Genomic DNA, 22,558 nt, shown 5'->3' with positions numbered 1-22,558 from the left:
AAGGACACCATCCGCGAGGCCACCGGCGAGATCAGACAGCTCATGGACCAGCACGGACACACCCCCGGTCCCGCGGCGACACACCTGACCACCCTTGCCGGCCTCCACGTCTACGCAACCGCACACGGCATCGCCCTCACGACAGAGACGAAACCACCGTGTTGATTCTTTACGGGCCCTTAGAACTCCTAACGAAATGATCTTCAAGGTGGTTGGATCACTCCTGGACTGACACGGCAGCTGTAGTTCTGGTCATGGCTGGTCCTGAAGAGCGTGTCGGCGCTGGTGGCAGGCTCCTGCGACGGCTTGATGGTGGCGGCGCCAGGCCATCCAGCGCAGGGTGTGTTCCGCGTCCCGGACTGGTGGTGTGAGGACGAACGCCCGAAGGAGTCGGACGAGTTCGGGGCAGGTCAACGGGACGAGACGGGCAGGTCCGGCAGGGCCGGTCATGGTCGTGGCGGCGGCGGCGGTCAGGGCGAGGACGGCGGATGCGACAAGAGAGAACAGCGACCAGCGCATCCAGGAGTTCCAGCAGGTCACCTGCCCTTCGTCCAGGCCGGTGAAGGTCTTGCCGAGTTGGAAAGTCTCTTCGATCCGCCACCGTCGGCAGATCACTTCCACCAGCTGGGCGAGGGTGACAGGTGCGGGCGACCAGCAGCGGAAGAAGGAGATCTCGCCGGTGTACCGGTGTCGGCGGGCGACCAGGACGCTGGTGCCGTCATCTCCGTGTCCGTTGGGGGTGTCGTCCGCGCGGACATCGAGCCAGGCCCAGTCGTACTCGCGGGTGCCCTTCGTTCCGTGTCCCGTCCGCATGCGCATCCACTGGTGCGGCAGTACTTTGTTGATCATCTGACGGGCCTTCCACCTGCGGCCTGCTCCATCCGTGACCGTGTACGAGTGAGACACGCCGACCGCGTAGCCGAGACCGAGCTCCCGCAGATCCTTGCGCAGTTCGCGGCCGGAGTACACCTCGTCGCCGGCGAACCAGCGCGCCTGGACACCCAGCTCAAGTGCGTTCTCGACCATGGCGGCGGTCTGCTGCAGCTTCGTCGCGAACGTGATCTCCTCCGGGACGCCGACCACTTCGCGGCGTTCCTCGTCCGCGGCCCAGTCCTTCGGGAGATACAACACCCGGTCGATCACCACCCGCACCGACGCGGTGACCGCGGCCAGGTGCACGGCGACCTGGCACATTCCGACACCTTTGAGCGCGCCGGAGTACTGGCGGCCGGCGCCGACGCAGTCGGTCGAGGACTTCGCGTCCCCGGTCTCGTCCGCGACCAGTACTACGTCCTGACCCGCGAGTTCACGCACGATCAGACGGGCGATCTCTTCCCGGGCCCGGCCATGGTCGAACCTCGCCCGTGACAGCAGGTGCTGCAGCCGGTGCGGGCCTGGATGCCCGAGGGCCTCAGCCAGCGTCCAGCAGTTGCGCGTGTCCACTTCCGCCAGCAGCCCGGCGACCATCTCCGCCGCCGTGGCACGGGTCTCACGCCGGGCGAAGCAGCCCGCGATCGCATCCACCGCCGCCCCGAACAGCCTGCCCCACGCGGCCCCGGCTATGGTGGCCTCCGCGGCCACCTGGTTTTGATACGTCGTCACAAGCGTTCATGATCACGGTGGCCGTACCCATGCCCACGCTGGGCCCCGCAAGCCGCTGACCAGCACCGGCGCCGGAACTACAACTGCCGTGACTGATGATCTGGGGGTGCTGGGTGGCTCGGCCGAAGCCGTGGGATATTGATGACGAGTTGTGGGCGGTGATCGAGCCGCTGTTGCCCAAGGTCGAACGCCGGGTTCGACATCCCGGGCGCAAGCGGCATCCGGACCGGCTGGTGTTCCAGGGCATCCTCTTCGTGCTGTACACCGGGATCTCCTGGGAGCACCTGCCGCAGGAGCTCGGCTTCGGGTCGGGCATGACGTGCTGGCGCCGCCTGGCCGAGTGGACCGAGGCCGGTGTGTGGCCCCGGCTCCACGAGGTCCTCCTGGCCAAGCTCCGCGGCGCGAACGCCCTGGACTTCTCCCGGGCTGCGGTCGACGGCTCCCACATCCGGGCGTTAAAAGGGGATCCAAGACTGGACGAAGCCCTGTTGACCGGGGCAGAACCGGCAGCAAACACCACCTGATCACCGACGCCACCGGCATACCGCTCGCTGTCACCCTGACCGGCGGCAACCGCAACGACGTCACTCAGCTCATCCCGCTGCTTCAGGCAGTGCCGCCGGTGCGAGGCAAGCGCGGCCGGCCCCGGCGCCGTCCGGACGTGGTGCTGGGCGATCGTGGCTACGACCACGACAAGTACCGCCGACTGGTCTGGGACCTCGGCGTGAAACCGCTGATCGCCCGTCGCGGCACCGAGCACGGCTCCGGCCTGGGCACCCAACGCTGGGTCGTGGAGCGTGCGTTCGCCCACCTGCACTGGTTCCGTCGTCTGCGCATCCGCTGGGAGATACGCGACGACATCCACGAAGCCTTCCTCACTCTCGGATGCGCACTCATCTGCTGGCGACGCCTGAGGTCATTCCGATAGGAGTTCTTAGTCGTGGTGGATTCGCTATCGATCCACCGTGTCGTAGGCCGTGCGGTCCGACACCTCGTCCTTCCGGCCCAGGAGGGCTTCACAGGCTGCGTCCGCGCTGTCGAATATCCGGCAGGTCATGCCGACCCCGGTCAGGTCGAGCACACGTCGCACCACTTGGCTGGGCGCGGCCAGGGACACGGATCCGTCGATGTTCCGCATTTCGTTGACGGTCCGTACGATGACACGCAGCCCGGAGGAGTCCATGAACGGCACGTCCGCCAGGTCCAGCACCAGGTGACGTCGTCCGTGCACCACCTGACCGGCCAACTGGTGCTGAAGGGCGAGGCCGGTGTCAGTGTCGAGCTCTCCGCAGACGGTGACGACCGCAGCGTCGGAGCTGATCACGGTCACCTCAACACCCAGACCTGCTGGTTCGCTCACAAGTTCTCCTCGGACGGGTTTACACGGCAGCAGCCCGCCTACCCCGTCCTGTGACGTTCATCCGCGCTGGACGCGGTTTCCGTCGGGCAACTGAAGGCCCACGCCGTTCCAGGCTGTCCGCGCGGGGCTTCGTCTCCTCAGTCTGGCTGTGAGGAAGCTGCTTCAGCGGGGGCATTTGGGCAGCGGCTTCGGCCCCGCCTTCGGCTTCTTGCGTCGCGGCTTTGGGATATCCCGCACCGCCTTCTGCACCTCGACTGTTCCGTCGCGCGGGTGGTGGTCACAGGGCCTGCGGGTGGCTGGCTGTACGACCTCAGATTCGGGGTGGCGCTGTAGTGCTGCCCGGTTCGGCCTCCACCGCCGTGGCGACGTGCCCGACGTGATACCGGTTGCCTCCTCGAAGGTCATCCACCCCGTTGGTAGGCGAAGAGTAGCGATATGGGTGCGTTCCGCTCGACCACCGGCCGCGCGTTCGCCTTTCCTCGGCCCCCTGTTCTTCCGTACGCATCGCGTACGGAAGATGGACGCAGTGCGTTCGCTCCTAGTGCGCCATTAGCGCCCGCCTGTAGACCGGCCCCGGGTTGCGCGGCTAGGCCCGGCCCACCTGGACCCTGTACTGGGTCCGCCCCGAGACGGTCGATTTCTTCCAGGGTGACTCCGAGCGCCGCCACGTACGCCTGGAGTACCGCAAGACGGGGTGGGGGTGGCAGTCCTAACTGCTGCGGCCGTGAGGGCGGGAGCCGTGTCCCTCAGCCCTCGAAGGCGTACACCGCGAAGTCCGCGACCCCCGGTAGCCGATCCGTTGGTACAGCGCGTTGCTCGTCGGATTCGCCAGGTCCGTGAAGAGGAGCACCTCCGCCGCGCCCCGCTCTAAGGCGGCACGGCTCACCTCGGCCGTCACCGCGCCCGCGTAACCGCGGCCCCGCAGGTGCGCCGGGGTGTAGACGGGGGTCACGCGCACCTGGCCAGCGGTCTCCGCGGTCGCGCCCGCCATGGAGACGGGGGTGCCGTCGGGGGTCTCCCAGAGAGTGATGCCGCCGTAGGCGAGGCGGGCGTCGGCCCACTCGCCCGGGTCCCTGCCCACGCGCAGGCCCGCCGCCACGACGAACTCGCCGTGCCAGCGCATCAGCAGCTCCCGGTCACCGGCCCCGGCGACCCGTGCGCGGCCGGCCGGCGGCGGCTCGGGTACGGCCAACTCGGCCAGCCGGTACAGGCGCTGGCGTTCGTCGAGGTCGGCCGTCGCCTCGGTGCGCCGCCGCCACGCCTCAGCGAAGGCCTCGGCCGTGTTCCGGTCGGCGCTGATGTGGGACACCGGGTGCCCCAGGCGGCCAGGCGGCCAGCCAGGGCCACGGCGTCCCCGGCGGCGAGCGGGGTGAGGTTGAGGGCCTGCGGCGGGGTGTGGAACAGGACCGCCCGTACGCGGCCCCGGGCGTCCTCGAGCGTGCCGAAGAGCGGGGCCCCATCGCCGTAGACGTGCAGGCCCTGCCGGCGCAGCATGTCCGTCACGGTCAGCGGGACCGTGTGCAGGGCCGGCCGGGAGCGCAGGAAGCCGGTGGCACGGGTGAAGAAGTCGTCGAGGTCGTGGGTGAGGTGCCAGGCAGCGGGATCCATACCGACATGGTCCCGGTCGGACCGGCGGCCGGGACACCGGATTTCCGTCCGGCGGCAAGGCCGGCACCCTGGGACGACGAGCGCACCGAAGGCGAGGTGCAGCGGGTCCTTGCCCGGAAACGGAAGCTCATCCGCGACCTCAACTCACCGGCAACGCAGAACACCGCAGAGGAACTGATCGCCGCGCTCGAAGACCCTGACCCTGGCCTTCTCCAACAAGTGCAGGAGCAGGCAGACCGCATGCAGGCCCAGGTCTTGGCGCGCAAACAGGAAGCGGCCGCCGCCGCGCGCCGCCGGCTCGCTGGCCGCCTGCCGACAGAGGCACGGGAACCGATAGCCGCACCGGCTCACCATGACACCGCACGGCGGCACGCACACGACCAGGAGCAGGCTGCCGCACTGCAGCAGTCGCCTGGCCAGGGCCCCAGCCGCACCTAGAAGTCCCCGGCCTTGCGGTCGCCCTCTGTGGCGTGTGGCCGTCCGCGTCGGGCGCGCTCCGCGTGAGGTCGTTGCCCGCGAGACAGCCGAGGACCTCTCGCTGAGCCAGCGGCATGTCCGTGTCCGGCATCCGCACTGCCTCCAGGCAGAGCGGCCGACGCCGTCACCCACCAGATCGGCCCGGAAGCCCGATGGCCGCCGCACCCGCCCCCGGCCGCTGGCAGCCCACGGACATGAACCCCAGGACACGCTCCCGACCGGGTGCGCGATCCCGTCTCCCCAGGGGAGGGCCGGTGCAGCGCATGGCCGTCTTCTGCGGCCGGGGCGGCTGGCGGTTACTGGTCGGGGTGGACGGCTTGGACGCCGGTGCCCGCGTATGCCTTGGGGGTCAGGGTGAGCAGGTACCGCCCGGTGGGGTGGGCGGGGGAGGGGTGGGCGGCGTGGATGGCGTGGACGGCGGCCCAGGAGTGCCCGAAGCGCAGCAGTTCGGTGGCGGTGACCGCGGCGTCGGTGTCGAACGCCTCGATCCGGATGAACCGCAGCCCCTTGATGTAGCCGAGCAGGCCGGGCTGTTCGGTGTCGCCGGCCGTCAGGGAGAGCACCGGCGCATACAGGTCACCGAGTCCGCCGGAGGCCTGGACGTAGAACGCGGCGACCGCCTCGTTGAACGGGTCCTTCGGGTCGTACAACGCTCCTGCGGTCGTGTGGTCCAGGACGACTGCGATCCCCGCCACTACGCGGCCGCCCGCGGACCGTGCGCGGCACCGCCCAGACGCTCCAGCAGTGCCCGGGCCTTCGCCTCGGCCTCCGGGCTCGGCGCGCTGCCGAGGGCGGAGGCGAGCTCGGCACGGGCCAGCTCGGCACGCTCGGCGTACTCGGCCTGCGTCGGGGTGCCCTGCGCGAGGTCCTCGACCAGGCTGCGGATGGTGGTGCCGTGCTCGGCCGCAAGCTGGGCGAGCCGGTCCCGCGCGGCCGTGCTCACCTTGATGCTCGTCTCGTCTGCTGCCATACCCCCACACTACCGCCCCCCTCTACCGAAAGTAGAGGATCCGAGCGGCCGCAGGTCCGCGGTAGGCGCGCCCGCGCACCCCCAGGGCCGGGATGCGAGGCGATGTGGGCACGGGCAGTGTCGGGGTGAGGGCGGCGCTCGGCCGGTGGAGACCTGCTCACCGGATCGACGCGGCCCGATCCGGTGAGCGAAGGGGCGACGAGAGGCGTTGCGCGAGTTCGTGGAGACCGCATCCGCGGCAGACGTCTGAGCCGAAGGGCGAGTGTACGAACTGCGCAACGTGGAGAGGTGCCTCCATGCCATCACACGAGACCATGCCGATGGAGTCGGTGTGGGACTACCCGCGTCCGCCCGCTCTGCGCCGCGACCCGCGGCGGATCGTCGTCGAGTGCGCCGGCGAGGTTCTCGCCCGTACGACCGGCGCTTGGAAGATCATGGAGACCAGCCACCCGCCGGTGTTCTACGTGCCCCCGGCCGATGTCCGCATGGACCTGCTGCGGTCTGCCTCCCGCCACACCTGGTGCGAGTGGAAGGGCATCTCTGACTACTGGGACGTCCTGGTGGGATCCGACATCCGCACCCTCGCTGCGTGGAGCTACCCCGACCCGCGGCCGCCCTACACCGAACTCGCAGACCACGTCGCCTTCTATGCCGGGAGGGTAGACCGCTGCACCGTCGACGGCTGCACGGTGCAGCCACAGGAAGGCGACTTCTACGGAGGCTGGATCACTCCCGAGGTCAGCGGCCCTTTCAAGGGAGGAGTCAAAACCCACGGCTGGTGACCGGACCAGGAGATGGTCTTGGAGCACATGCCACCGCAAGACCATGCCACTTGTGCGGCAGCCGCCCCGGCCCGTCCCCGCTCCCTGCGTCGACGAAGGCGGCCGGCGGGTGTTCTCCGCCCTCGCCCCCCACTTCGGCGGCGCGCCTGCTCACCGCGCTGCGCAGGCGCTTCCGGCCGCGGTGGCAGTGAGCTTATGTCCATGTGCCGCTGAACAATGCGTATTCGAGCAGGTCGGGGGAGGCATCGGAGGGCCAGCCGTCTGTCGCTGCCGCCTGGTGGGCGGCGGCGTGCATGAAGGACAGGTAGATCTTGTAGCGGTGGGGCGACCAGTCCTGGTCTCTCCAGACCCAGGCGGCGACCGCGCCGTCGGGGTCATGGCCCGTCTCCCGGCCGACCTCCTGGGCCAGGGAGCGCAGCCGCCGGGCCAGGACACGGTCGAGTATGAGCGGCTCGGGGCCGTTCGCCGGCTTGACCGTCTTGCCTGCGAAGTAGAGGAACTTGGTGAAGAAGGACGGTCCGAACCCGGGAATCCGGCCGCGGAGCCCCTCGTAGGACGCTACTGCGCCGTGCCTGCTCAACACGGTGACCGCATCGTCCAGGGCCTCGTCCAGGAGGTCCTCGGCGGCCAGGATCTTGTGGAGGGTGGTTGGTCCGCTGCCGCCGGGGAGCCGCTCTTTCCCTTCCCCCACACGTAGGTGGCGACCAATGCCTCTCGGAGCGTCTCGCGCGCCAGCGTGTTGGCGACCATCGACGTCACCTGCGCCCGGCTGACCCGGGCGTCCCCGGTGAAGGAGTGGGGAGCCAGTGCCGAAGGCCAGGGGGTGATCCCCGGCTGTGACGCAGCTCCTGTCGCCCCCGGGGGAGGCCGCCGTACCGTTGTCCGCCCCGCACACCCCCGCCCGGGCGCGCAGTGCCCGCGACCGGATCACCCACACCGGAACACCCAGGACAGGCGGGCATACGCACAGGACGGTCCACCATGCCCACCGCGCTCTCGCCCGTCATCGCCGCCTCCGCACGCTGGCTGCTGGCGGCCTTCCCCCCGGCCACCGGCCCGCTGAACCAGGCCCTGGCCGAAGCCCAGGCAGGACACGCGGCCACCATCGCCGCCGCCCTGCGCTACCCCACCGCGCTGGACGCCGAACTGCTGGACCTGCTCGGCCCCGGCGGCTCCGGCCGGCTGGACTTCGTCACCGGCGCCGACGCACCCCCACTGACGGACGCCACCCACGCCTGGCGCACCCAGGTCGACGAGACCGTCGTCAGCTGGGCGGCCTGCCTGCTGGCCGACGCCGACCTCGCCGCCCTGGCCGCCGCCTGCCTGGCCGCCACCCACCACGGCCCCGACAGCGTGGGCGACGCGCGCCGGCTGACCATCCCCAGCCCGCGCGACCACCGCGCGGCCCCCCTGCTGCGCCACCCGGACTTCCTCGGCCCGATCGCGGACCTCCACCGCGAGACCCTCCTCGGCCTCCTCGGCGCCGCCCCGGCCGCCACCGCCCCCGAACCCGGGTGACCACCGAGCCCGTACGACCACAGGCAGCCGGCCACCGTCGGGCCGCCGCGGCCCGTCGCGCTCAGGGCGCCTTGAACAGAGCCGGGAAACGCGGAGCGAGCCAGGGCTTGCGCCCCCGGACCAGGATGCGGCTCTGAGCGAGGGGACCCCACTGGCCCCGGCGCCCGAGCGCCATCAGGAGAAACGTGACCGGCTCGATGAGGATGGTGCAGTCCGTAACCGCTCCACACTCGATGGCAGGCCCCGACAGGCCGGACCACAACTCAGCCGGCAACGGACGCAAGCGGCACCTGCGGCAGCTTCATCGCCCCGGCCGGTGTGGGCCAGCGCCGAAAAGAGGTGTAGGTTCCCGCGACCCGTGTCATCTGCCGCACCTCTGACCTCGACGGTTCTTGGACTTCCCACGCCATGTCATGTGCTGGATTCCCAGCGCCGTGTCATTTTCCTGGCTCGCCCCGCCAGAAACGGCGACGCCGCCGCCCAAGAAGAGGTTCACCGGACGGTCAGAAGCTCCAGCTGTAGAGGCCGCCGCCCGTGGTCACCGCAGACGCCGCAAGTCGGGACACTGCCTGCAGGACCGCCAGCAGATCATCGTCGGTCATTTCCTCCCCGTCGGCGGACCTGAGCCTCGCGGTCCAGCGATCTGCCAGCTCCTCCAGCTCAACGGAGGTGGCGTCGGCCAATGCCCGGATCAACCGCGGCGGCAGAGCGAACACCTCAACACCATCGTTCAAGGGGGCGGTGACCCACTCCGGCCACGGCCATGCAAGGAGCTGCTCGATCGGCGGGAGCTCGGCCGCGGGCTCCTCGAAGTACATGTCCCACTCCGCGATGGCACTGTCCGGCTCTATGAAACGGCAGGTCACAGACTCAAACGCCGGACCAGGTCCCTGTCGGCGCGTCGCAGCGGCACTCTCGTCGTCCGGAGCGAGGAAGAACACGATGTCGTGGGCCATCTCAGAATGGTGGCAGCCTGCCGAGCTGAGTGCCGGCAACGGGTATTGCGACCAGTGGCTGAGCGGCTGGCGTGGTTGAAGGACGAGCTCGCGCGAAGGCCCGTGAAGGAGATCGTGGGGTTCCAGGCTTGCCTTGACCGTCTGTGCGAGCAGGCGTTCACCTGGGATCTTTGGGCTGCCGCCGAAAGGATCTTCGGCGGCTGGTGCTCGGATGACGGCTTCTGCTACTTCCGCCTGTGGGCAGTCGGTCTGGGCCAGGCCACGTTCGAGCGCGCTGTCCAGGATCCCGACACTCTGGCCGAAGCCCCTGAAGTAAGGCGCCTGGCCGACCGACCACGAGGTGAGTGGGGTGATCACTGGCCGGAGTGGGAGGAACTGGACTATGTCGCGGCCGAGGCCTACGAACAGGCGACCCAGGTGTCGGATGAGTTCGCCACCTTCTATGAGGCCGTGGACGCTCTCCAGAGTGACGACGAAGTGCTTCGAGACCCGCTCGGGAAGCGCTGGGACGTGCGAGATGAGGTCGAGGCGTCGCGTAGGCTGCCGCAGCTGAGTTCCAGGTTCCCGATCAGCACGAGGACGTCATCGCGATCCCGAAGGCGTCCTCCAGCGCGCACGTCGAGGAGAACAGAGCGGCTCTGGAGGTGGACCTGACCGCCGAGGACCTCGCGACCCTGGACCGGGCGTTCCCGCCGCCGGAGAGCAAACGGCCGCTGGAGATGCTGTGACCCCCCTGCAGCGCGCCCGACCGGCTCCGCCCGGAGCCGTGAGGTGTCTGCCTGCAGTACCAGCAGCGGCCGCAGGAGATGAAGGAGTAGACCACCACGCGATCGCCCGCCTTGTGCCGCTTCACCTGCGGTCCGGTCTCGACGACCTCGCCGACGAATTCGTGGCCGAGGATGTCACCGGCCCGCATGAACGGCATGGACCCGCCTAGCAGATGCAGGTCTGAGCCGCAGGTCACGGTCTGCGACACCTTGACGATCGCGACCTGGTCGTTGCGGATCGCGGGGTCGGGTGTCTGCTCGACGCGCAGGTCGTTGGTGCCCTGCCAGGTCAGTGCCTTCACAGCCGTCCCTCCCCTTGGGCCTTTTCGATCATCTTGTCCAGCGGGCGCCCGGTGACCGTGGGCCGGTTGGTCGACGGCCGGTCTGGGAGGAGGATCTCCCCCGTCTCGACCAGCGCCTTGGCCTGCCGCAGCGCGGTCCGCAGCTCAGACCGGGTCGTGCCCGGTCACCGGCTCGGCGGTGCCGCGCGGCCCGGCATGCTCCTTGTCGTGCAGCCGGCAGGCCAGTTCCGTCCCGCGTTCCCCGGGAGCGGGGCGCAGCTCGGTGGCGATCGCGTCGCCGAGTCGGGCGAGCGGCTCCGGCAGCTTCCCGCCGGACGCCACCTCCTCGGCAGACGCGCATACTGTCGTCACTGCCACCGCGGCTCGGTCTCCCCAGCGTGGGAGCTCCCGATCGGGTGGCTCCGCCGGGGCGGCGGGCCACTGAGACTGCGGCGCCCAGGGGCTCGGTTCCCATGCCGACCACGGTGGAGACCGCGCCGCCTGCTGTGAGCTTCTCACGACTTCGCTCCTTTCTGAACGGCGATGTCCCAGCCCCGTAGCCGCGTGGGTCCGCGGAATGTCCTGCGGGCGCTTGTGGGCAGCTCTCGCTGCCTAGCTAGGCACCGGAGACCGGGCGGCCGGCATGGGCGAACTGCTCGACGATGGCGGCGCAGAAGGCCGGCAGGTCCGCGGGCGACCGGCTCGAGGTGAACTGGCCGTCGATGACAACCTCCTCGTCGACGACCTCGGCTCCTGCATTACGCAGATCCGTGCGGATGCTCGGCCACGAGGTGAGGCGGCGTCCGCGCACGACATCGGCCTCCACCAGGGTCCACGGGCCGTGGCAGAGCGTGGCCACGGGCTTCCCCGAGTTCACGAAGGCCTTGACGAAGCCGACGGCGTCCTTGTTGACACGGAGCTGGTCGGGGTTCATGGTGCCGCCGGGCAGCAGCAGGGCGTCGTAGTCGTCGGCGGAGGCGTCCGAGACGAGCCGGTCGACGGGGAAGGTCCCTGCGGAGTTTAGGTCCCACTGGCGGGCCTGGATTTCGCCGGGATGGATGGAGAGGACCTCTGTCTCTGCCCCGGCGCCGTGCAGGGCGCCACGCGGCTGCTCGAGCTCGACGCGCTCGACGCCGTCGGCCGCCAGGATCGCGACCTTCCGACCGCGGAGTTCGTGTGCCATCGTACTCATCCCTTCAGTAAGAGGCTGGTGCGGGCTGCCGCCCGGTCGCAGCGTGGACGTGACGCGCGCCATGGGCTTGACGGATGTCATCACCAGCGAATCCATGGCTTGACTTCAGAAGCGGGTGCAGATCCGGCCTGCCGAGTACGCGCGCGTCAAGCGGGTCCGCCGTCCGCCCTACCGGGCCGGACGCCGTTCGTCGGCCGGCGATGTCCGGGGGAGCAGGCGGACGGCGGCCCAGAGGGTCCTTACTGTTTGTGGCCGTTGCCGTGTCCGTTGGGATGCAGGGCGACCTTGGTCCGCGTCCGGTACGTCCTTCGCCGTGACCGTTCGCGGTCCTTCATATACCGCTGCTTTCCGGATGACTTCCCTCCGTGGCGCGGTATGACCGCGGCACGGCGATGATGAGACGGCGCAAAAAGCCCGACTCTCGGAAGCTGCTAGACGAGGTCCGTGGCTCCGGCACGCCCCTGCGGGCCGCTCACCCGGATCAGATGGAACGGTGGTTCCGCCGCCGGCCCGCCAGGCGGAGCTTCGGCGCTCCGGCGGCGTACCGTGCGGGTCCCCGTCGGCCTCCGACGCGAAACAACCACGCACCGATCGATCAGGTCATTCAAGCGAAACTGCCTAGTTCAACGGGCGTGGGCTGGTCTGAACGACCGCCGGGTGCAGCCCGTACCACCGGCACGCCGGCCAGCGGTGAGCGGCGATGCCGGCACGCGCACCCGGGAACCATTTACACCGGTATCGGTTCACTTCGAGCGCTGGTCACCGTGGTCGTCGTGGAGCGTGTCGCGACGTTCCTGTTCGCGCTTGGAGAAGGCGGCTGCCCGGATCGCCTCCCCACTCTCGAAGCCGGATCCCAGCGCCCCGCCCACGGTGGCGATCGAAGTGATGAACCAGGACAATGTCCAGTACACCGTGGCGTGCAGCGGGGATCGTGTCATGGAAGCGAACACCCGGTCGTTGAGGATGAACAGCGCCGACACCAAGTTGATGACGATCAAGCCTCCGTAGCAGACGATTACCCCGATACCCACGGTCATGACCGTCGAGGCGTTGTAGAGGCTCGTCCTCTTCTTCTCCTCCGGGGAGGGGTCTGTTGGTCGATGCCACAGGTGCGAGTCCACGATCAGCCAGCCGATCATGAGCGTGACAGATCCGACCGTGGCGATCACGAGGCGCAGAGTGCTCAGGGACGTGGCCAGGTTCCAGATGGTGGAGTTCACGGTGGCGATGGCTCCCGTGGCGAGTGCGGCCGCCAGGGCTTTCGACAGACCCGGGATCAAGCGCCATGGCCGGTTGGCGCGGACCATACCGCTGAGCACCCTCAGGTAACCGCGCGGCCCGCTGACGACGTACCGGAGATCAGCGGTCTCCTCCTCACCGACCTGGGCCCGGTGAACAGGCGCGAGACGACTGACGAAGCGTCCCAGCGGCTGATTCCGCGGAGCTCCCTCAGCCTCGGCGGCTCGCGGACCCGCCAGGCTGAGCACGGCTTCTTCCACGGCCCGCCGCGCTCTTGTCTGAAGACGCAGGCCCCCCAGCGGAGGAAGGGACAGCAGCGCCAAGCCGTGTTCGTGGCTCAGATCCACCACGAGCTTGTGCCCGTGGGAGTGCAGCGGCAGGTCGGTGAGGGCGACGACGATGTCCCAGTTCTCCCCACTTTTGCGGTCCATGATCCGGCGTATCAAGGTGGGCGGGTCCTCGGTCCCTGCGGTGAAGGGCTCACTGACCACCTCGACGTCGAACCGGCGCCCCTGACCCGACTTTTCGGCGAGCCGAGCGGGAAGTGTCCGGGCCATGCGCCGCGCGATCTGCGTCGGCGCGTCCGGATCCGCCAGGAGAGTTACGACCGTAACGCTCTGAGACGACACCTGCATCACCGGACCTCTCTCATCGGCTGCCCCCTCTTCTTCGGGTCCTGCAAGAGGGCCGCTGGCCTCCGGACCCGGCATGGCTGCTGCCCGCCCATCAGAGTGAGGTCGGTGACCGTCTCCGCAGAGCGCTGCTTGGCGCGATGGCTGCAGCGGCAGCGGTTGGAAGCTCAAAGCCGCTTCCCACCCCGACAGCCGAGTGCCGGCCGTCGGCGTGAACGCCCTGGTTGCTCGGCCGGGTGACTGGCACCGGCGAGTCAGAACCGGTCCGGTGGGTGCATCGTCTGGCCGTGTGTAGGGCCATTCAGTGATGACCGGCCGGTTCCTCCAGGCCGATTCCGCCACGCCCAGCGCCTCCTCGGTGGTGTAGCCGAACGCATCCCCGGCCTGCGGACTCCAGAACACGATCCGCACACTGCTGTCCAGCACCACCGCGGACACACGAGGGACCGCCCCTCCATGCTGCTCCTGCGAACCGGCTGTCGCACGAACCGGCAAGAACCGTTCGTCACAGCCCCGCCTGGCTGCCGCGCCCTGTGCCGCTCTGGTCGCCCTGAAGGGTTGAATGCCAGGGGTGGTAAGGCATGCACTGGTGGGAAGGCGCCGGTCGTCGTGCAGGTCATCAGGTCGTGCAGAGCGGGCGCGCGCGAGGGCCGGGGGGCAGACTGGTGGTATGGCTACGCCTGGTCCAGCAGGTGCGCCGGTTGCCACCGCGGCCGCAGAGCGCCGCAGTGGCCCGACGGTTCCTGGGCAACGTACTGGACGGCGTGGCCTCGGACGTGGTGGACACTGCGCAGCTGCTGGTCAGCGAATTGGTGACCAACGCGGTGATGCACGCGCACACTGAGGTGGAAGTGCGGGCCTGACTTCGGACGGAAGGGTGCACGTCCACGTCAGCGATCAGAAACCGAACCGCGTCCTGCCGCGCCCCTTGGCGCGACGGTGACCGTGGAGCTGGTTGATCTGCCCGGAGCGCTGCACGCGGCGGCCCAGCAGCACCGCGAAGCACTGCTGCGTGAATCCCTGCTGGCGGCGTCTGCGGGCGACCTGCCTTCTCTCCCGCTGGAAGACTTGCTGACCGCGCACGACACCAACCACCTCGTCAGTGCACGTCTGGCCCCCGTGTCCGAGCCTCATATCCGCGGGGACCTGCGCACAGTACACGTGCAGATGCCCGCCGACGCACAGGAAGCCGTACTCACCCTGGACCGGATGCTCGACGCAGCCAACGAAGCGGCCAGCCAGGGACGGCTGTTGACCCGGCCGGCTCTGCCGCAGATCCGCGCCGCCACCCGCTGGCTCCTCGGCCAGATAACCGGCCAGCTCGCCGGACAAGACCCGACCGCCTGGACCGCGGCCCCCCGCGAGCCCAGCACCACACCCCCGAGCTGGCTTCCTGGGACCCCGGTCGTCTGCAGGCCAGCAGCACCCCGACCATCGCGGCCGACGACGGCAACAGGATCATCGCCGCGAACGCGGCAGCAGCAGAACTCCTGGGCTGGCAACCGGGCGACCTCATCGGACAACGGATCACCGCGATCATCCCGGAACACCTGCGCGAACGCCACATCGCCGCCTTCACGTCCCTGCTGCTCACCGGAGAGCCGCACATCCTCGGCTGCCCGGTGACCATGCCGGCCCTCCACCACGACGGCAGACTGGTCTAGATCAGCCTGTGCATCCAGACACAAGAGGCAACCGACGGCCGCAGCGTGTTCGTCGCCCGCCTCACCGGACAGGAACGCCACGAAAGCGGAGTTCCCCGGGCGACGTAGTGGGCCGCCTTGAGCGAGCCGGACCGCGTCGCGCAGCGGGCGGCGCGTGCGGTCGGCCGGATCGGCAGGTTGTCCAGCGGGCCGACTATGCACTGGACCGGCAGGTCGCCGACCGAATCCGCCCACCGAAGCGATGGCCGCGGCCCTACCGAAGGACGACGGACCCGCGAAGGTGGCCCGGGCCGGAGTCCGCAAAGCCCGCCGCCGTCTCGTCGAGATCGAGGCCGCCGGCCTGTTCGGTGAGGTGGCGCGGGTGAAGCGGCTGGCCCGGTCCGTGGTGTCCCTGTGCGACCACTACGACACCCTCTCGGGGGTGCGGATGTGCCTGGTCTGTGACAAGCCGATCGAGGGCGGCGATCCGTGGGAGCCGTACGGCCAGGTCAGCCCGTCCGGCGGCGCCACCTGGTCCGGCCGCGTCGCACAAGGCCTGCGCCAACACAGTGCGCCGTCACTGACGAGCGCCCGCCCGTGACGCCAGTAGTCGACCTCGTCGCCCCGCGGGGCGTGACGGGTGGAGAAGGACGTCAGGCGCGGCAGCGCCAACCCGTCCTGAGCCATGGCCATGCTCTCCTCTTGACTGCTCCGCGCCCTGCCCGAGGCTCACGGCGTCCTGTCCCAGCGTACGCCGCAGGGATCTTCCCGGGCCTTTCGCCGACCGATGCGTCGGCAAGGCAGGGGTCCGGCCCGCAGCCTCCCCGAAGGCGGACAGCGGGCCGGGGAGGGCGGGCCTCAGGCGGGAATGAGGCCGTGGGGGTTGATGATGAACTTCTCGGCCACTCCCGTGTCGAAGGTCGCGTAGGCCTCGGGGGCGTCGTCGAGGCTGATCACCTTCGTGTTGAGCATGGCGCTCAAGTAGGGCATGCGGTCCCACAGGATCGCCATCATCAGCTCGCGGTTGTAGTGCATGATCGGGGCCTGCCCGGCGGTGATCCGCGGCGACTTGATCCAGGCCTTGCCGAAGTCGATCGGGTACGTTCCCTCTTGCTCGGCCTTCGACTTCGCGAGCGGGTCGGGGCCGTAGACGCCGATGACGCCGGTGGCTCCGCCCGCGCGGGTGGCGTCGATCACCTGATTGATCGCGTAGGCCGGGTCCATGTCCTCGGCCTCGCGGCCGATGCCATGTGCCTCGGTGCCGACGTAGTCGACTGCGCAGTCGACCATGGGTTCGCCCAGGATGGCCTCGATCTGGTCGGTGAGCGCTGCGTCCTGGCTCAGGTCGATCGTCTCGCAGCCGTTCTTCTTCACCAGCTCCAGGCGGTCCTTGTTGTAGTCGCCGACGATGATGCAGGACGCCCCGAGGAGGCGCGCCGCTGCTGCGCCGCAGCGGCCGACCGGGCCGGCGCCGGCGATGTACACGCTCGAGCCCGGCTTGGCACCGGCCTCCATGAGACCGTGGAACGCGGTGGGCAGGATGTCCGAGAGTAGCGCCAGGTCACGGATCTTCGCCATGGCCTGGTCCCTGTCCGGGAAGCGCAGGAGCTGGAAGTCGGCGTACGGGACGAACAGGTACTCGGCCTGGCCGCCGGTCCAGTCGCCCAGGTTGAAGCCGTACGCTCCGCAGGACACCTTGGGGTTCGTGTTCTCGCAGACGTCGGTCCGGCGCGCCCTGCAGTTGCGGCATCGGCCGCAGGCGACGTTGAACGGGACGGAGACGAGGTCGCCCTCACTGAGGAACTCGACGTCGGGGCCGACCTCGATGACCTCCCCGGTCATCTCGTGCCCCATCACCATGCCCTGGGGCACCGGGAAGGACCCGCGGTAGATGTGCAGGTCGCTACCGCAGATGTTGGTGGCGACGATCCTGAGGATGACTCCGTGCGGGGCCTTCTTCCCGTTCGGCATCTCAAGCTTCGGGAAGTCGAGAGACTCAACGCGCATTTCCTTCGGGTTCTGGAAGGTGACGGCGCGGTTGCTGCTTGCCATGACGAGCTCCTCTGCTGATCCGGGGGACTCGCCCGCCGGAGTGTCGAGGTCATTTGGGTGGCTTTGTGACCTCGGTCACTCTCAACGTAGGGCTGCACCCAACGTATGCACGTCAGCGCCACACCCTCTATGCCCTGCGTGCCAACGCACTAACGCTGCGCGCCACGCTCCCGGCCAAGCACGTCATCTCTATCTGCGCAGGTCCGCGCGTTGTTAGCTTTGAGGCATGATCGACGCAGCAGCGCCCGCTCCCCAGGAGCCCTCACCCGTCCAGGCCGACGTCCGGGTGATGGGCGCTCGCGAGCACAATCTCAGGGACATGGAAGATCGAGCGCGTGCGCGCTTTCTCCGGAGACCCAAGCGCCGCCCACCTCTCCTTCGAAATGGCGCTCCGCGAGAAGGAGTCCTTCAACGACGACTATGAACTGGAGACGCCCGCACTCCTCGGTATGCCGCTGCTCCATGACCAGGTGCGGTTCTGCACCGAGGCCACGGAGTCAGCGGACGTCCACTGATTATCGAAGCCACGGTTCCGCTGATGCCCCCAGCGCCCTGCTGAGGGCGTCAGCGTGCCCTAGCCCTAGACAGGCGCGGCCGGGGCGAAGTCGTGCCCCATACGCACGACTTCGGAGGGACCGCATCGCTTGTGGACGTACACGACGTGGGTGAAGGACCCGCCCGTGCGAAGCACCAGATTCACCCTGCCCGTCAACATCGCGCGGCAGGTACCGAGAGTGGTCAGAGAGTGCGAGCATCGGGGGCGGAGGCGGCCACGCCGGGCCGACCAGCCGCGTCCGGTCTTCAGGGAAGTTTGTGGGCGAGAACGTCGAGTCGCTCGATGGAAGGCGGCTGGGAGAACAGATCGCTGGCTCGTTCCATCAGGGCCTTGCCCAGTCGGCCGTTGAGGTGGGTCTGACGTGCGGAGTCGGTGGGGAAGGCGTCGAAGATCGCGAAGGCGGTCGCGCTCAGGCGCACGGCGAACCAGGCGACGGTGTCGGGCTCCTCCTGCACGAGGTCAAGGCCCTTGCGGAGAAAGTCGGCGACCTCTTCCTCCTTGCCGGGCTTGGCCTCGATGTATACGTACAGCCCGACCTTGACGTCTGCCATGAGGGGACTCCTTTCGGTGCTCGGCCGCCCGTAGCGCCCGGGCACTGCCGTGACCGGTTTGCATAGAACGGGCCTATTGTAGGTGTACTACTATGCCTTTGCGCATATTTGCCTCCCGCTGACAGGTCGAATCACCCTCACCGCGCCGCAGCACCCGCAACGTGCGGGCCGGACGTACGGCTCAGGCGGCACCCACAGACGCACGGAGCTCCGGCAGCCGAAAAAGTCTTTGTTATCAACGTGGGAGCTATGGCCCCCACCACTGCCTCCACCGGTGCGACCACAGACCCGACCTCAGCCCCAACCGGCGCACCGCCAGCTCTATTGAGGCGCCTCGAGGTTCAGCGGCCGCGCGTTGGCCGGGCGGCCGCCTTGTAGTGTCTGGCCCCTTCTCTCCCAGTTCGCGGGAGGCTCGTACAGATGTCAGATCAGCACGCGGCGACCCTGTTGACGGCCGCAGCGGTCGTTGCCGCGATCCTTATCGCCCGGGCAGCAGTCCTGCGGGGTGCCGGCCGAAGCCGCGACGCCCGCGCGCTTCACCCTCCTCGCCGCGTCGTCGAGCCCGCTGTTGGAACCCGTCGGCCGGCCGCCGCGTCGCCGGACGAGACCGCTCGCGGGCTTCGATGGTGACGTCGACCGTGCCGTCGTACTTCTTGAGGGCATCGGCGGTTCAGAGCCCGATCGACTACGAACACGACTACTGGGCCAGCCTCGGTGAGGGGCTGGCTGCATAGGAAGGTCTCCACGATTCGAGGGGATTGGCAGGTCTCCGTGGGACTGGCGGAGTAGGAATCGCGTGGTCACGCGCTCAGGGGGTAACGGATCTACCAGGAGATCCCGGAAGGGCCGTCGGCTGGAAGGGCTGCCACGTGGAACGCGCCGACTGGCTGCTCACCCCCGCTCAGCGGGGGAATCCCGCGTCGCGGGTGGACCGCCGTCATGCTGACGGTGCGGCGTGGTCCACGGGCAACGACGTCCGCCCCCTGGTACACGGGGCGGTGTACTTCGCCGAGCTGCTCGCGGCCGTGCGGGCGCAGCGGGCCGGCGACATATTGATGTTCACGGACTGGCGGGGTGACCCTGACGAGCTGCTGGATGGTCCGAACAGCGCTATCGGCGACGTGTTGTGCGACGCCGCACGCCGGGGTGTCGTCGTGAAGGGGCTGGTGTGGCGCTCGCACCTGGATCGGTTCCAGTTCAGCGAACAGGAGAACTATCACCTGGGGGAGGAGATCGAGGAGGCGGGAGGGGAGTGCCTGCTCGACATGCGGGTGCGGCCGGGTGGCTCGCACCATCAAAAGTTCGTGGTGCTGCGCCACCCGGGTCGGCCCGAGCGGGACGTCGCCTTCGTCGGCGGGATCGATCTGTGCCACAGCCGTCGGGACGACGCCGTCCATCAAGGTGACCCGCAGGCGCAACGCATCGCCGATGCCTACGGTTCCCGTCCGCCCTGGCATGACGTCCAGCTGGCGGTGCGCGGTCCCGCCGTGGGCGATGTCGAGGCCACGTTCCGTGAGCGGTGGACGGACCCGGCTCCGCTCAGTCGAAGCCCGCGCAGCCGGTTGCGGGCGGCACTCCGGGGCGAGGACACCCAGGCGGATCCGCTCCCGGTACAGCAACCCGACCCGGGCCCCCGCGGTTCCCACACGGTCCAGATCCTGCGCACCTACCCGAACCGCCTCAGGGGCTATCCGTTCGCTCCCGACGGTGAACGCAGCATCGCCCGCGCCTACATGAAGTCCCTGCGGCGGGCACGCCGGCTGATCTACCTAGAGGACCAGTACTTGTGGTCAGAGAGTGCCGTCCAGCCGTTCGCTCAGGCTCTCGCAGATCATCCGGGCCTGCGGATGATCGCCGTCCTGCCGCCACTGCCGGACCAAGAAGGGCGGATCAGCACACCGATGAATCTGCTGGGCCGGATCCGCGCCCTGGAAGTCCTGCGACGGGGCGGCGGTGACCGGGTGGCCGTCTACAGCCTGGAGAATCACGCCGGGACGCCCGTGTACGTCCATGCCAAGGTCTGTGTCATCGACGATGTCTGGGCCTCGGTCGGTTCCGACAACGTCAACCGGCGCTCCTGGACCCACGATTCGGAGCTCAGCTGCGCTGTCCTCGACGAGACCCGTGACCCCCGTGAACCGATGGACCCCGGCGGTCTGGGTGACGGCGCCCGCGTCTTCGCGCGCGAGCTGCGGTTGTCGTTGAATCTCGAACACCTTGACCGTGACGGGGACGGGGAAGCGGCTGCACTCTGCGACCCGGGCCGCGCCTTTGCGGCCTACGCCGACTCGGCCGCCGCTCTGGACGCGTGGCACGACGGCGGCCGTCACGGTCCACGACCGTCGGGACGGCTGCGCACCTATCACCCGCCGCATCTGTCCCGCATCACACGGGCCCTGACCGACCCGCTCTACCGGGTCGTCGCCGATCCCGACGGCCGACCGCGCTCCCTGCGTCGGCAGGGTGCCTACTGACAGTCTTTCGGAGGTGGACCAGGCAGGATAAGCCAGGCATACCCCAGTCCAGAACCCCTGGCGGGGGAATGGCGACTGTCCAACTGGCAGCCGTGGCAGATGATGGTCCTCCGCAGGTGCAGCGGTCCGCTGGCATTTCGCCGGCTACGGCGTTCCGGCTGCGCAGGCATTCGAGGGCGTCTTCGGGCGTCGCCCGTGCAGCAAACACTCGAGTTTCGCCGTTTTCGCAGGGTCACTCTGGCGGTTGTAGCTGCTGGTATTTGGGTCCTGTGGTCTTGGCGGCGGCCATAGGGTGAGGCTGTGGATGAGCTTGTAGAACAGGTACGGCAACTGGACCAGCAGGGTCGGTCAGCGAAGGCGATCGCCAGAACGCTGGGGGTGAGTGTCAGGGATGTCGTCGGGGTGCTCAACGGCGCTGTGCAGGTCTCGGTGTCGGGCCGCGGCGAGCCGCGTTGCTGGGTGAACGCCGGCTGGAGCCGCAGTGTGGATCTTGAGGGTGCGCCGCAGTGGACAAGCCTTGACCCGGGGGCTTCCGACGCCGAGGAGGTACGCGGCCTTGTCGCCGTGCTCGTCGCCGCGGACAGCGCGCGCTCCGCGAAGGCCCAGGTTGCCGGGTTCCTGCTGGATGTGTGGTGCCTCGGGGTGAAGAACGCGCTGCCTCCGGAGCCGATGGCTCCAAGTCAGCTGGCTGCGCACCGGCACGTCTACTTCAGTGCCTTCGAGGGGCATGTGCAGGTTCCCGCCGAGCTTGTCCGTGCCCTGGTGTTCGGCGCCGCCGACTACGCCCGCGAGCTCGGGTTCGCTCCCGAGGCGGACTTCGATGCCGCCGCCGTTGTGCTCGGTGAGCCAGCCGGCCCCAGCCCGATCCGCTTCGGTCGTGATGGCAAGCCGTTCTACGTCAACGGGCCCTACGACGATCCCGAGGCGATCATGCGGACCTTGCGGCACGCCGTCGGCGACGACGGCTTCCACTACACCCTCGCCTTCCCCGAGTAGCCGCGGCGGCGTCGGCCCTTCCGGGCGCGCGGGTAACCGTCCGGGGTGCGTGAGCCGGCAGACGATCACCCCGGCGGGTGACGGGCCGGCTGGTTCGGGCTGTCCGCAGGCCGGACGGCGCCAGCATCGGCGGTGTGGCGACCACGCCGGGAGGGGATCCGCCGATGCTTGCGAGTCCGCCGGTACCGGCGTCCTTGCTGGCCGTGTTGGAGACGCTGCGTGTGTTCACCGCGCCGAGCTTCGAGACCTTCACCGCGATGGTGACTGGGTTGGTCGCGCAGACCGGGGCCGGCACGGTGACTGGGATGCTGACGGGGGCGGGTCTGGCCCGCGCCTGGCCGCACGAGGGGGCCCACTCCTTCTTCTCCCGGGCGAGCTGGAACGTCGAGATCCTGGGGCTCGCGCTGGCGCACCTGATCGTAAGGACGTTGCTGCCACACGGCGCGGCGGTGACGGTCGCGGTGGACGACACGCTGTTCAAGCGGCGCGGGAAGAAGGTGTTCGGCGCCGCGTGGCAGCGCGGCGGCCGGTGCCAAGCCGGTCGGGCGGGGGACGTGCTTCGTGGTGATCGGGATCGTCGTGGAGCTGCCGTTCCTCACCCGGCCGGTGTGCCTGCCTGTGGCAGCCCGGCTGTGGCGGCCGAAGGCCGGGCCGTCGAAGGTCGAACTCGCTGCGTCGATGGTCCGGTTGCTGGCCGTGTGCCTGGACCGGCGACTACATGTCGTGGCTGACGCCGCGTATCACAGCAAAGCCTTGCGCCACCTGCCCGAGGCGATCACCGTCACCACCCGGCTGCCGGCCAACGCCGTCCTGTTCGACCTCGCGCCGCCGCCGACCGGCAGACGCGGCCGCCCCCGCCTCAAAGGCGCCCGGCTGGGCACGCCCGCCGACCTCGCGGCGAC

General features: G+C 69.2%; 25 protein-coding genes and 6 pseudogenes. 15 read left to right on the top strand and 16 right to left on the bottom strand.

Translation table 11 applies throughout. The features are described 5' to 3' along the window. Positions 1-252: 252 nt before the first annotated feature. Positions 253-1,602: an IS701 family transposase gene (locus tag ACWEN3_RS15590; protein WP_452970463.1), complete on the bottom strand. Its 1,350-nt coding sequence runs from the start codon at positions 1,600-1,602 to the stop codon at positions 253-255. A gap of 95 nt (positions 1,603-1,697) precedes the next feature. On the opposite strand from ACWEN3_RS15590, the gene ACWEN3_RS15585 reads away from it, so the two are divergent. Continuing rightward, a protein-coding gene (locus ACWEN3_RS15585; RefSeq protein WP_452970460.1) for an IS5 family transposase occupies positions 1,698-2,530 on the top strand; the annotation gives its coding sequence in 2 pieces (ribosomal slippage) (positions 1,698-2,058 and positions 2,058-2,530; 834 coding nt in all). Positions 2,531-2,554: 24 nt separating this feature from the next. Here ACWEN3_RS15585 and ACWEN3_RS15580 read toward each other — a convergent pair. Beyond that, a complete protein-coding gene (locus ACWEN3_RS15580; RefSeq protein WP_452970458.1) occupies positions 2,555-2,962 on the bottom strand; it encodes an STAS domain-containing protein in 408 nt (135 codons plus the stop codon). Between the two features lie 596 nt (positions 2,963-3,558). Here ACWEN3_RS15580 and ACWEN3_RS15575 point away from each other — a divergent pair. Beyond that, positions 3,559-3,675, top strand: a pseudogene (locus ACWEN3_RS15575) (pyridoxine 5'-phosphate oxidase C-terminal domain-containing protein); the annotation flags it as partial. Here ACWEN3_RS15575 and ACWEN3_RS15570 read toward each other — a convergent pair. Further along, the gene (locus ACWEN3_RS15570; protein WP_452970456.1) at positions 3,672-4,271 is read right to left on the bottom strand and encodes a GNAT family N-acetyltransferase; all 600 of its coding nucleotides are present in this window, start codon (positions 4,269-4,271) and stop codon (positions 3,672-3,674) included. The pseudogene ACWEN3_RS15575 and the gene ACWEN3_RS15570 sit on opposite strands and share 4 nt — an antisense overlap. 86 nt (positions 4,272-4,357) lie before the next feature. On the opposite strand from ACWEN3_RS15570, the gene ACWEN3_RS15565 reads away from it, so the two are divergent. After that, the gene (locus tag ACWEN3_RS15565) at positions 4,358-5,008 is read left to right on the top strand and encodes a hypothetical protein (protein WP_452970453.1); all 651 of its coding nucleotides are present in this window, start codon (positions 4,358-4,360) and stop codon (positions 5,006-5,008) included. A 335-nt stretch (positions 5,009-5,343) separates the two neighbouring features. Here the strand turns inward: ACWEN3_RS15565 and ACWEN3_RS15560 are convergent, their stop codons facing one another. Further along, positions 5,344-5,742, bottom strand: coding sequence for a hypothetical protein (locus ACWEN3_RS15560; RefSeq protein WP_452970450.1), 399 nt, complete (start codon positions 5,740-5,742; stop codon positions 5,344-5,346). Then, complete coding sequence (locus ACWEN3_RS15555) at positions 5,742-6,017, bottom strand: hypothetical protein (protein ID WP_452970447.1); 276 nt, start codon at positions 6,015-6,017, stop codon at positions 5,742-5,744. The genes ACWEN3_RS15560 and ACWEN3_RS15555 overlap by 1 nt, the downstream gene beginning before the upstream one ends. Before the next feature lie 296 nt (positions 6,018-6,313). On the opposite strand from ACWEN3_RS15555, the gene ACWEN3_RS15550 reads away from it, so the two are divergent. Then, on the top strand, positions 6,314-6,799 hold the full coding sequence (locus ACWEN3_RS15550; protein WP_452970444.1) for a DUF427 domain-containing protein: 486 nt from the start codon (positions 6,314-6,316) through the stop codon (positions 6,797-6,799). Positions 6,800-6,992: 193 nt separating this feature from the next. Here ACWEN3_RS15550 and ACWEN3_RS15545 read toward each other — a convergent pair whose 3' ends face one another. Both ACWEN3_RS15545 and ACWEN3_RS15540 read right to left on the bottom strand, forming a co-directional pair. Next, positions 6,993-7,490, bottom strand: coding sequence for an 8-oxoguanine DNA glycosylase OGG fold protein (locus tag ACWEN3_RS15545; RefSeq protein WP_452970442.1), 498 nt, complete (start codon positions 7,488-7,490; stop codon positions 6,993-6,995). Next, the gene (locus ACWEN3_RS15540; RefSeq protein ID WP_452970471.1) at positions 7,376-7,627 is read right to left on the bottom strand and encodes an 8-oxoguanine DNA glycosylase OGG fold protein; all 252 of its coding nucleotides are present in this window, start codon (positions 7,625-7,627) and stop codon (positions 7,376-7,378) included. Before ACWEN3_RS15540 ends, ACWEN3_RS15545 begins: the two co-directional genes overlap by 115 nt. A gap of 153 nt (positions 7,628-7,780) precedes the next feature. On the opposite strand from ACWEN3_RS15540, the gene ACWEN3_RS15535 reads away from it, so the two are divergent. Continuing rightward, positions 7,781-8,317 carry a hypothetical protein gene (locus tag ACWEN3_RS15535; RefSeq protein ID WP_452970439.1) on the top strand — a complete coding sequence of 179 codons (537 nt, stop codon included), beginning with the start codon at positions 7,781-7,783 and terminating at the stop codon, positions 8,315-8,317. 61 nt (positions 8,318-8,378) lie between these two features. Here ACWEN3_RS15535 and ACWEN3_RS15530 read toward each other — a convergent pair. Then, a pseudogene (locus ACWEN3_RS15530) lies at positions 8,379-8,531 on the bottom strand (maleylpyruvate isomerase family mycothiol-dependent enzyme); the annotation flags it as partial. A gap of 289 nt (positions 8,532-8,820) precedes the next feature. Beyond that, the gene (locus tag ACWEN3_RS15525; RefSeq protein WP_452970437.1) at positions 8,821-9,273 is read right to left on the bottom strand and encodes a hypothetical protein; all 453 of its coding nucleotides are present in this window, start codon (positions 9,271-9,273) and stop codon (positions 8,821-8,823) included. Positions 9,274-9,279: 6 nt separating this feature from the next. Between ACWEN3_RS15525 and ACWEN3_RS15520 the strand changes: the two are divergent. Together ACWEN3_RS15520 and ACWEN3_RS15515 are read left to right on the top strand one after the other, a co-directional pair. After that, positions 9,280-9,669, top strand: a pseudogene (locus tag ACWEN3_RS15520) (DUF4240 domain-containing protein); the annotation flags it as partial. Between the two features lie 173 nt (positions 9,670-9,842). Continuing rightward, a pseudogene (locus tag ACWEN3_RS15515) lies at positions 9,843-10,001 on the top strand (aldo/keto reductase); the annotation flags it as partial. 41 nt (positions 10,002-10,042) lie between these two features. Here ACWEN3_RS15515 and ACWEN3_RS15510 read toward each other — a convergent pair. The 4 genes and pseudogenes from ACWEN3_RS15510 to ACWEN3_RS15495 form a co-directional block, all read right to left on the bottom strand. Continuing rightward, a pseudogene (locus ACWEN3_RS15510) lies at positions 10,043-10,342 on the bottom strand (alcohol dehydrogenase catalytic domain-containing protein); the annotation flags it as partial. A gap of 144 nt (positions 10,343-10,486) precedes the next feature. Then, positions 10,487-10,699, bottom strand: a complete 213-nt coding sequence (locus ACWEN3_RS15505; RefSeq protein WP_452970434.1) for a hypothetical protein — start codon at positions 10,697-10,699, stop codon at positions 10,487-10,489. Positions 10,700-10,937: 238 nt separating this feature from the next. Next, a complete protein-coding gene (locus tag ACWEN3_RS15500; protein WP_452970432.1) occupies positions 10,938-11,504 on the bottom strand; it encodes a type 1 glutamine amidotransferase domain-containing protein in 567 nt (188 codons plus the stop codon). Between the two features lie 752 nt (positions 11,505-12,256). Then, on the bottom strand, positions 12,257-13,387 hold the full coding sequence (locus ACWEN3_RS15495; protein ID WP_452970468.1) for a hypothetical protein: 1,131 nt from the start codon (positions 13,385-13,387) through the stop codon (positions 12,257-12,259). A 578-nt stretch (positions 13,388-13,965) separates the two neighbouring features. Here ACWEN3_RS15495 and ACWEN3_RS15490 point away from each other — a divergent pair. Then, positions 13,966-14,247 carry an ATP-binding protein gene (locus ACWEN3_RS15490; RefSeq protein WP_452970429.1) on the top strand — a complete coding sequence of 94 codons (282 nt, stop codon included), beginning with the start codon at positions 13,966-13,968 and terminating at the stop codon, positions 14,245-14,247. A gap of 34 nt (positions 14,248-14,281) precedes the next feature. Here ACWEN3_RS15490 and ACWEN3_RS15485 read toward each other — a convergent pair whose 3' ends face one another. Continuing rightward, on the bottom strand, positions 14,282-14,467 hold the full coding sequence (locus ACWEN3_RS15485; RefSeq protein ID WP_452970427.1) for a hypothetical protein: 186 nt from the start codon (positions 14,465-14,467) through the stop codon (positions 14,282-14,284). Between ACWEN3_RS15485 and ACWEN3_RS15480 the strand changes: the two genes are divergently transcribed. Together ACWEN3_RS15480 and ACWEN3_RS15475 are read left to right on the top strand one after the other, a co-directional pair. After that, positions 14,401-15,048, top strand: coding sequence for a PAS domain S-box protein (locus ACWEN3_RS15480; RefSeq protein WP_452970465.1), 648 nt, complete (start codon positions 14,401-14,403; stop codon positions 15,046-15,048). The two genes, ACWEN3_RS15485 and ACWEN3_RS15480, sit on opposite strands and share 67 nt — an antisense overlap. Positions 15,049-15,289: 241 nt before the next feature. Next, positions 15,290-15,628 (top strand): DUF6415 family natural product biosynthesis protein, encoded by a 339-nt coding sequence (locus tag ACWEN3_RS15475; protein ID WP_452970424.1) that lies wholly within the window; start codon positions 15,290-15,292, stop codon positions 15,626-15,628. A 257-nt stretch (positions 15,629-15,885) separates the two neighbouring features. Here ACWEN3_RS15475 and ACWEN3_RS15470 read toward each other — a convergent pair whose 3' ends face one another. Next, a complete protein-coding gene (locus ACWEN3_RS15470; protein WP_452970422.1) occupies positions 15,886-17,079 on the bottom strand; it encodes an alcohol dehydrogenase catalytic domain-containing protein in 1,194 nt (397 codons plus the stop codon). Between the two features lie 335 nt (positions 17,080-17,414). Between ACWEN3_RS15470 and ACWEN3_RS15465 the strand changes: the two genes are divergently transcribed. Then, a complete protein-coding gene (locus ACWEN3_RS15465) occupies positions 17,415-17,594 on the top strand; it encodes a hypothetical protein (RefSeq protein WP_452970419.1) in 180 nt (59 codons plus the stop codon). Between the two features lie 286 nt (positions 17,595-17,880). Here ACWEN3_RS15465 and ACWEN3_RS15460 read toward each other — a convergent pair whose 3' ends face one another. Further along, positions 17,881-18,186 carry a putative quinol monooxygenase gene (locus ACWEN3_RS15460; protein WP_452970417.1) on the bottom strand — a complete coding sequence of 102 codons (306 nt, stop codon included), beginning with the start codon at positions 18,184-18,186 and terminating at the stop codon, positions 17,881-17,883. A gap of 869 nt (positions 18,187-19,055) precedes the next feature. Between ACWEN3_RS15460 and ACWEN3_RS15455 the strand changes: the two genes are divergently transcribed. From ACWEN3_RS15455 to ACWEN3_RS15440, 4 genes and pseudogenes are all read left to right on the top strand, one after another. Further along, complete coding sequence (locus tag ACWEN3_RS15455) at positions 19,056-20,660, top strand: phospholipase D family protein (protein ID WP_452970414.1); 1,605 nt, start codon at positions 19,056-19,058, stop codon at positions 20,658-20,660. A 300-nt stretch (positions 20,661-20,960) separates the two neighbouring features. After that, on the top strand, positions 20,961-21,656 hold the full coding sequence (locus ACWEN3_RS15450) for a hypothetical protein (protein ID WP_452970411.1): 696 nt from the start codon (positions 20,961-20,963) through the stop codon (positions 21,654-21,656). A 164-nt stretch (positions 21,657-21,820) separates the two neighbouring features. Next, a pseudogene (locus ACWEN3_RS15445) lies at positions 21,821-22,162 on the top strand (transposase); the annotation flags it as partial. 55 nt (positions 22,163-22,217) lie between these two features. Beyond that, on the top strand, positions 22,218-22,558 hold a 341-nt coding region (locus ACWEN3_RS15440; RefSeq protein ID WP_452970409.1), incomplete at its 3' end, for a transposase.

The sequence above is a fragment of the Streptomyces sp. NPDC004561 genome (assembly GCF_053602155.1).
The sequence above is the reverse complement of the archived record's forward strand: the minus strand, read 5'-3'. Positions and strand labels throughout refer to the sequence as shown.

What these genes read in the sequence shown, in the direction of transcription:
- ACWEN3_RS15500 (WP_452970432.1), bottom strand. Translation starts at nt 11,504, where the DNA reads ATGGCACACGAACTCCGCGGTCGGAAGGTCGCGATCCTGGCGGCCGAC.
- ACWEN3_RS15525 (WP_452970437.1), bottom strand. Translation starts at nt 9,273, where the DNA reads ATGGCCCACGACATCGTGTTCTTCCTCGCTCCGGACGACGAGAGTGCC.
- ACWEN3_RS15460 (WP_452970417.1), bottom strand. Translation starts at nt 18,186, where the DNA reads ATGGCAGACGTCAAGGTCGGGCTGTACGTATACATCGAGGCCAAGCCC.
- ACWEN3_RS15535 (WP_452970439.1), top strand. Translation starts at nt 7,781, where the DNA reads ATGCCCACCGCGCTCTCGCCCGTCATCGCCGCCTCCGCACGCTGGCTG.
- ACWEN3_RS15490 (WP_452970429.1), top strand. Translation starts at nt 13,966, where the DNA reads ATGCACTGGTGGGAAGGCGCCGGTCGTCGTGCAGGTCATCAGGTCGTG.
- ACWEN3_RS15470 (WP_452970422.1), bottom strand. Translation starts at nt 17,079, where the DNA reads ATGGCAAGCAGCAACCGCGCCGTCACCTTCCAGAACCCGAAGGAAATG.
- ACWEN3_RS15555 (WP_452970447.1), bottom strand. Translation starts at nt 6,017, where the DNA reads ATGGCAGCAGACGAGACGAGCATCAAGGTGAGCACGGCCGCGCGGGAC.
- ACWEN3_RS15475 (WP_452970424.1), top strand. Translation starts at nt 15,290, where the DNA reads ATGGCCGCGGCCCTACCGAAGGACGACGGACCCGCGAAGGTGGCCCGG.
- ACWEN3_RS15495 (WP_452970468.1), bottom strand. Translation starts at nt 13,387, where the DNA reads ATGCAGGTGTCGTCTCAGAGCGTTACGGTCGTAACTCTCCTGGCGGAT.
- ACWEN3_RS15550 (WP_452970444.1), top strand. Translation starts at nt 6,314, where the DNA reads ATGCCATCACACGAGACCATGCCGATGGAGTCGGTGTGGGACTACCCG.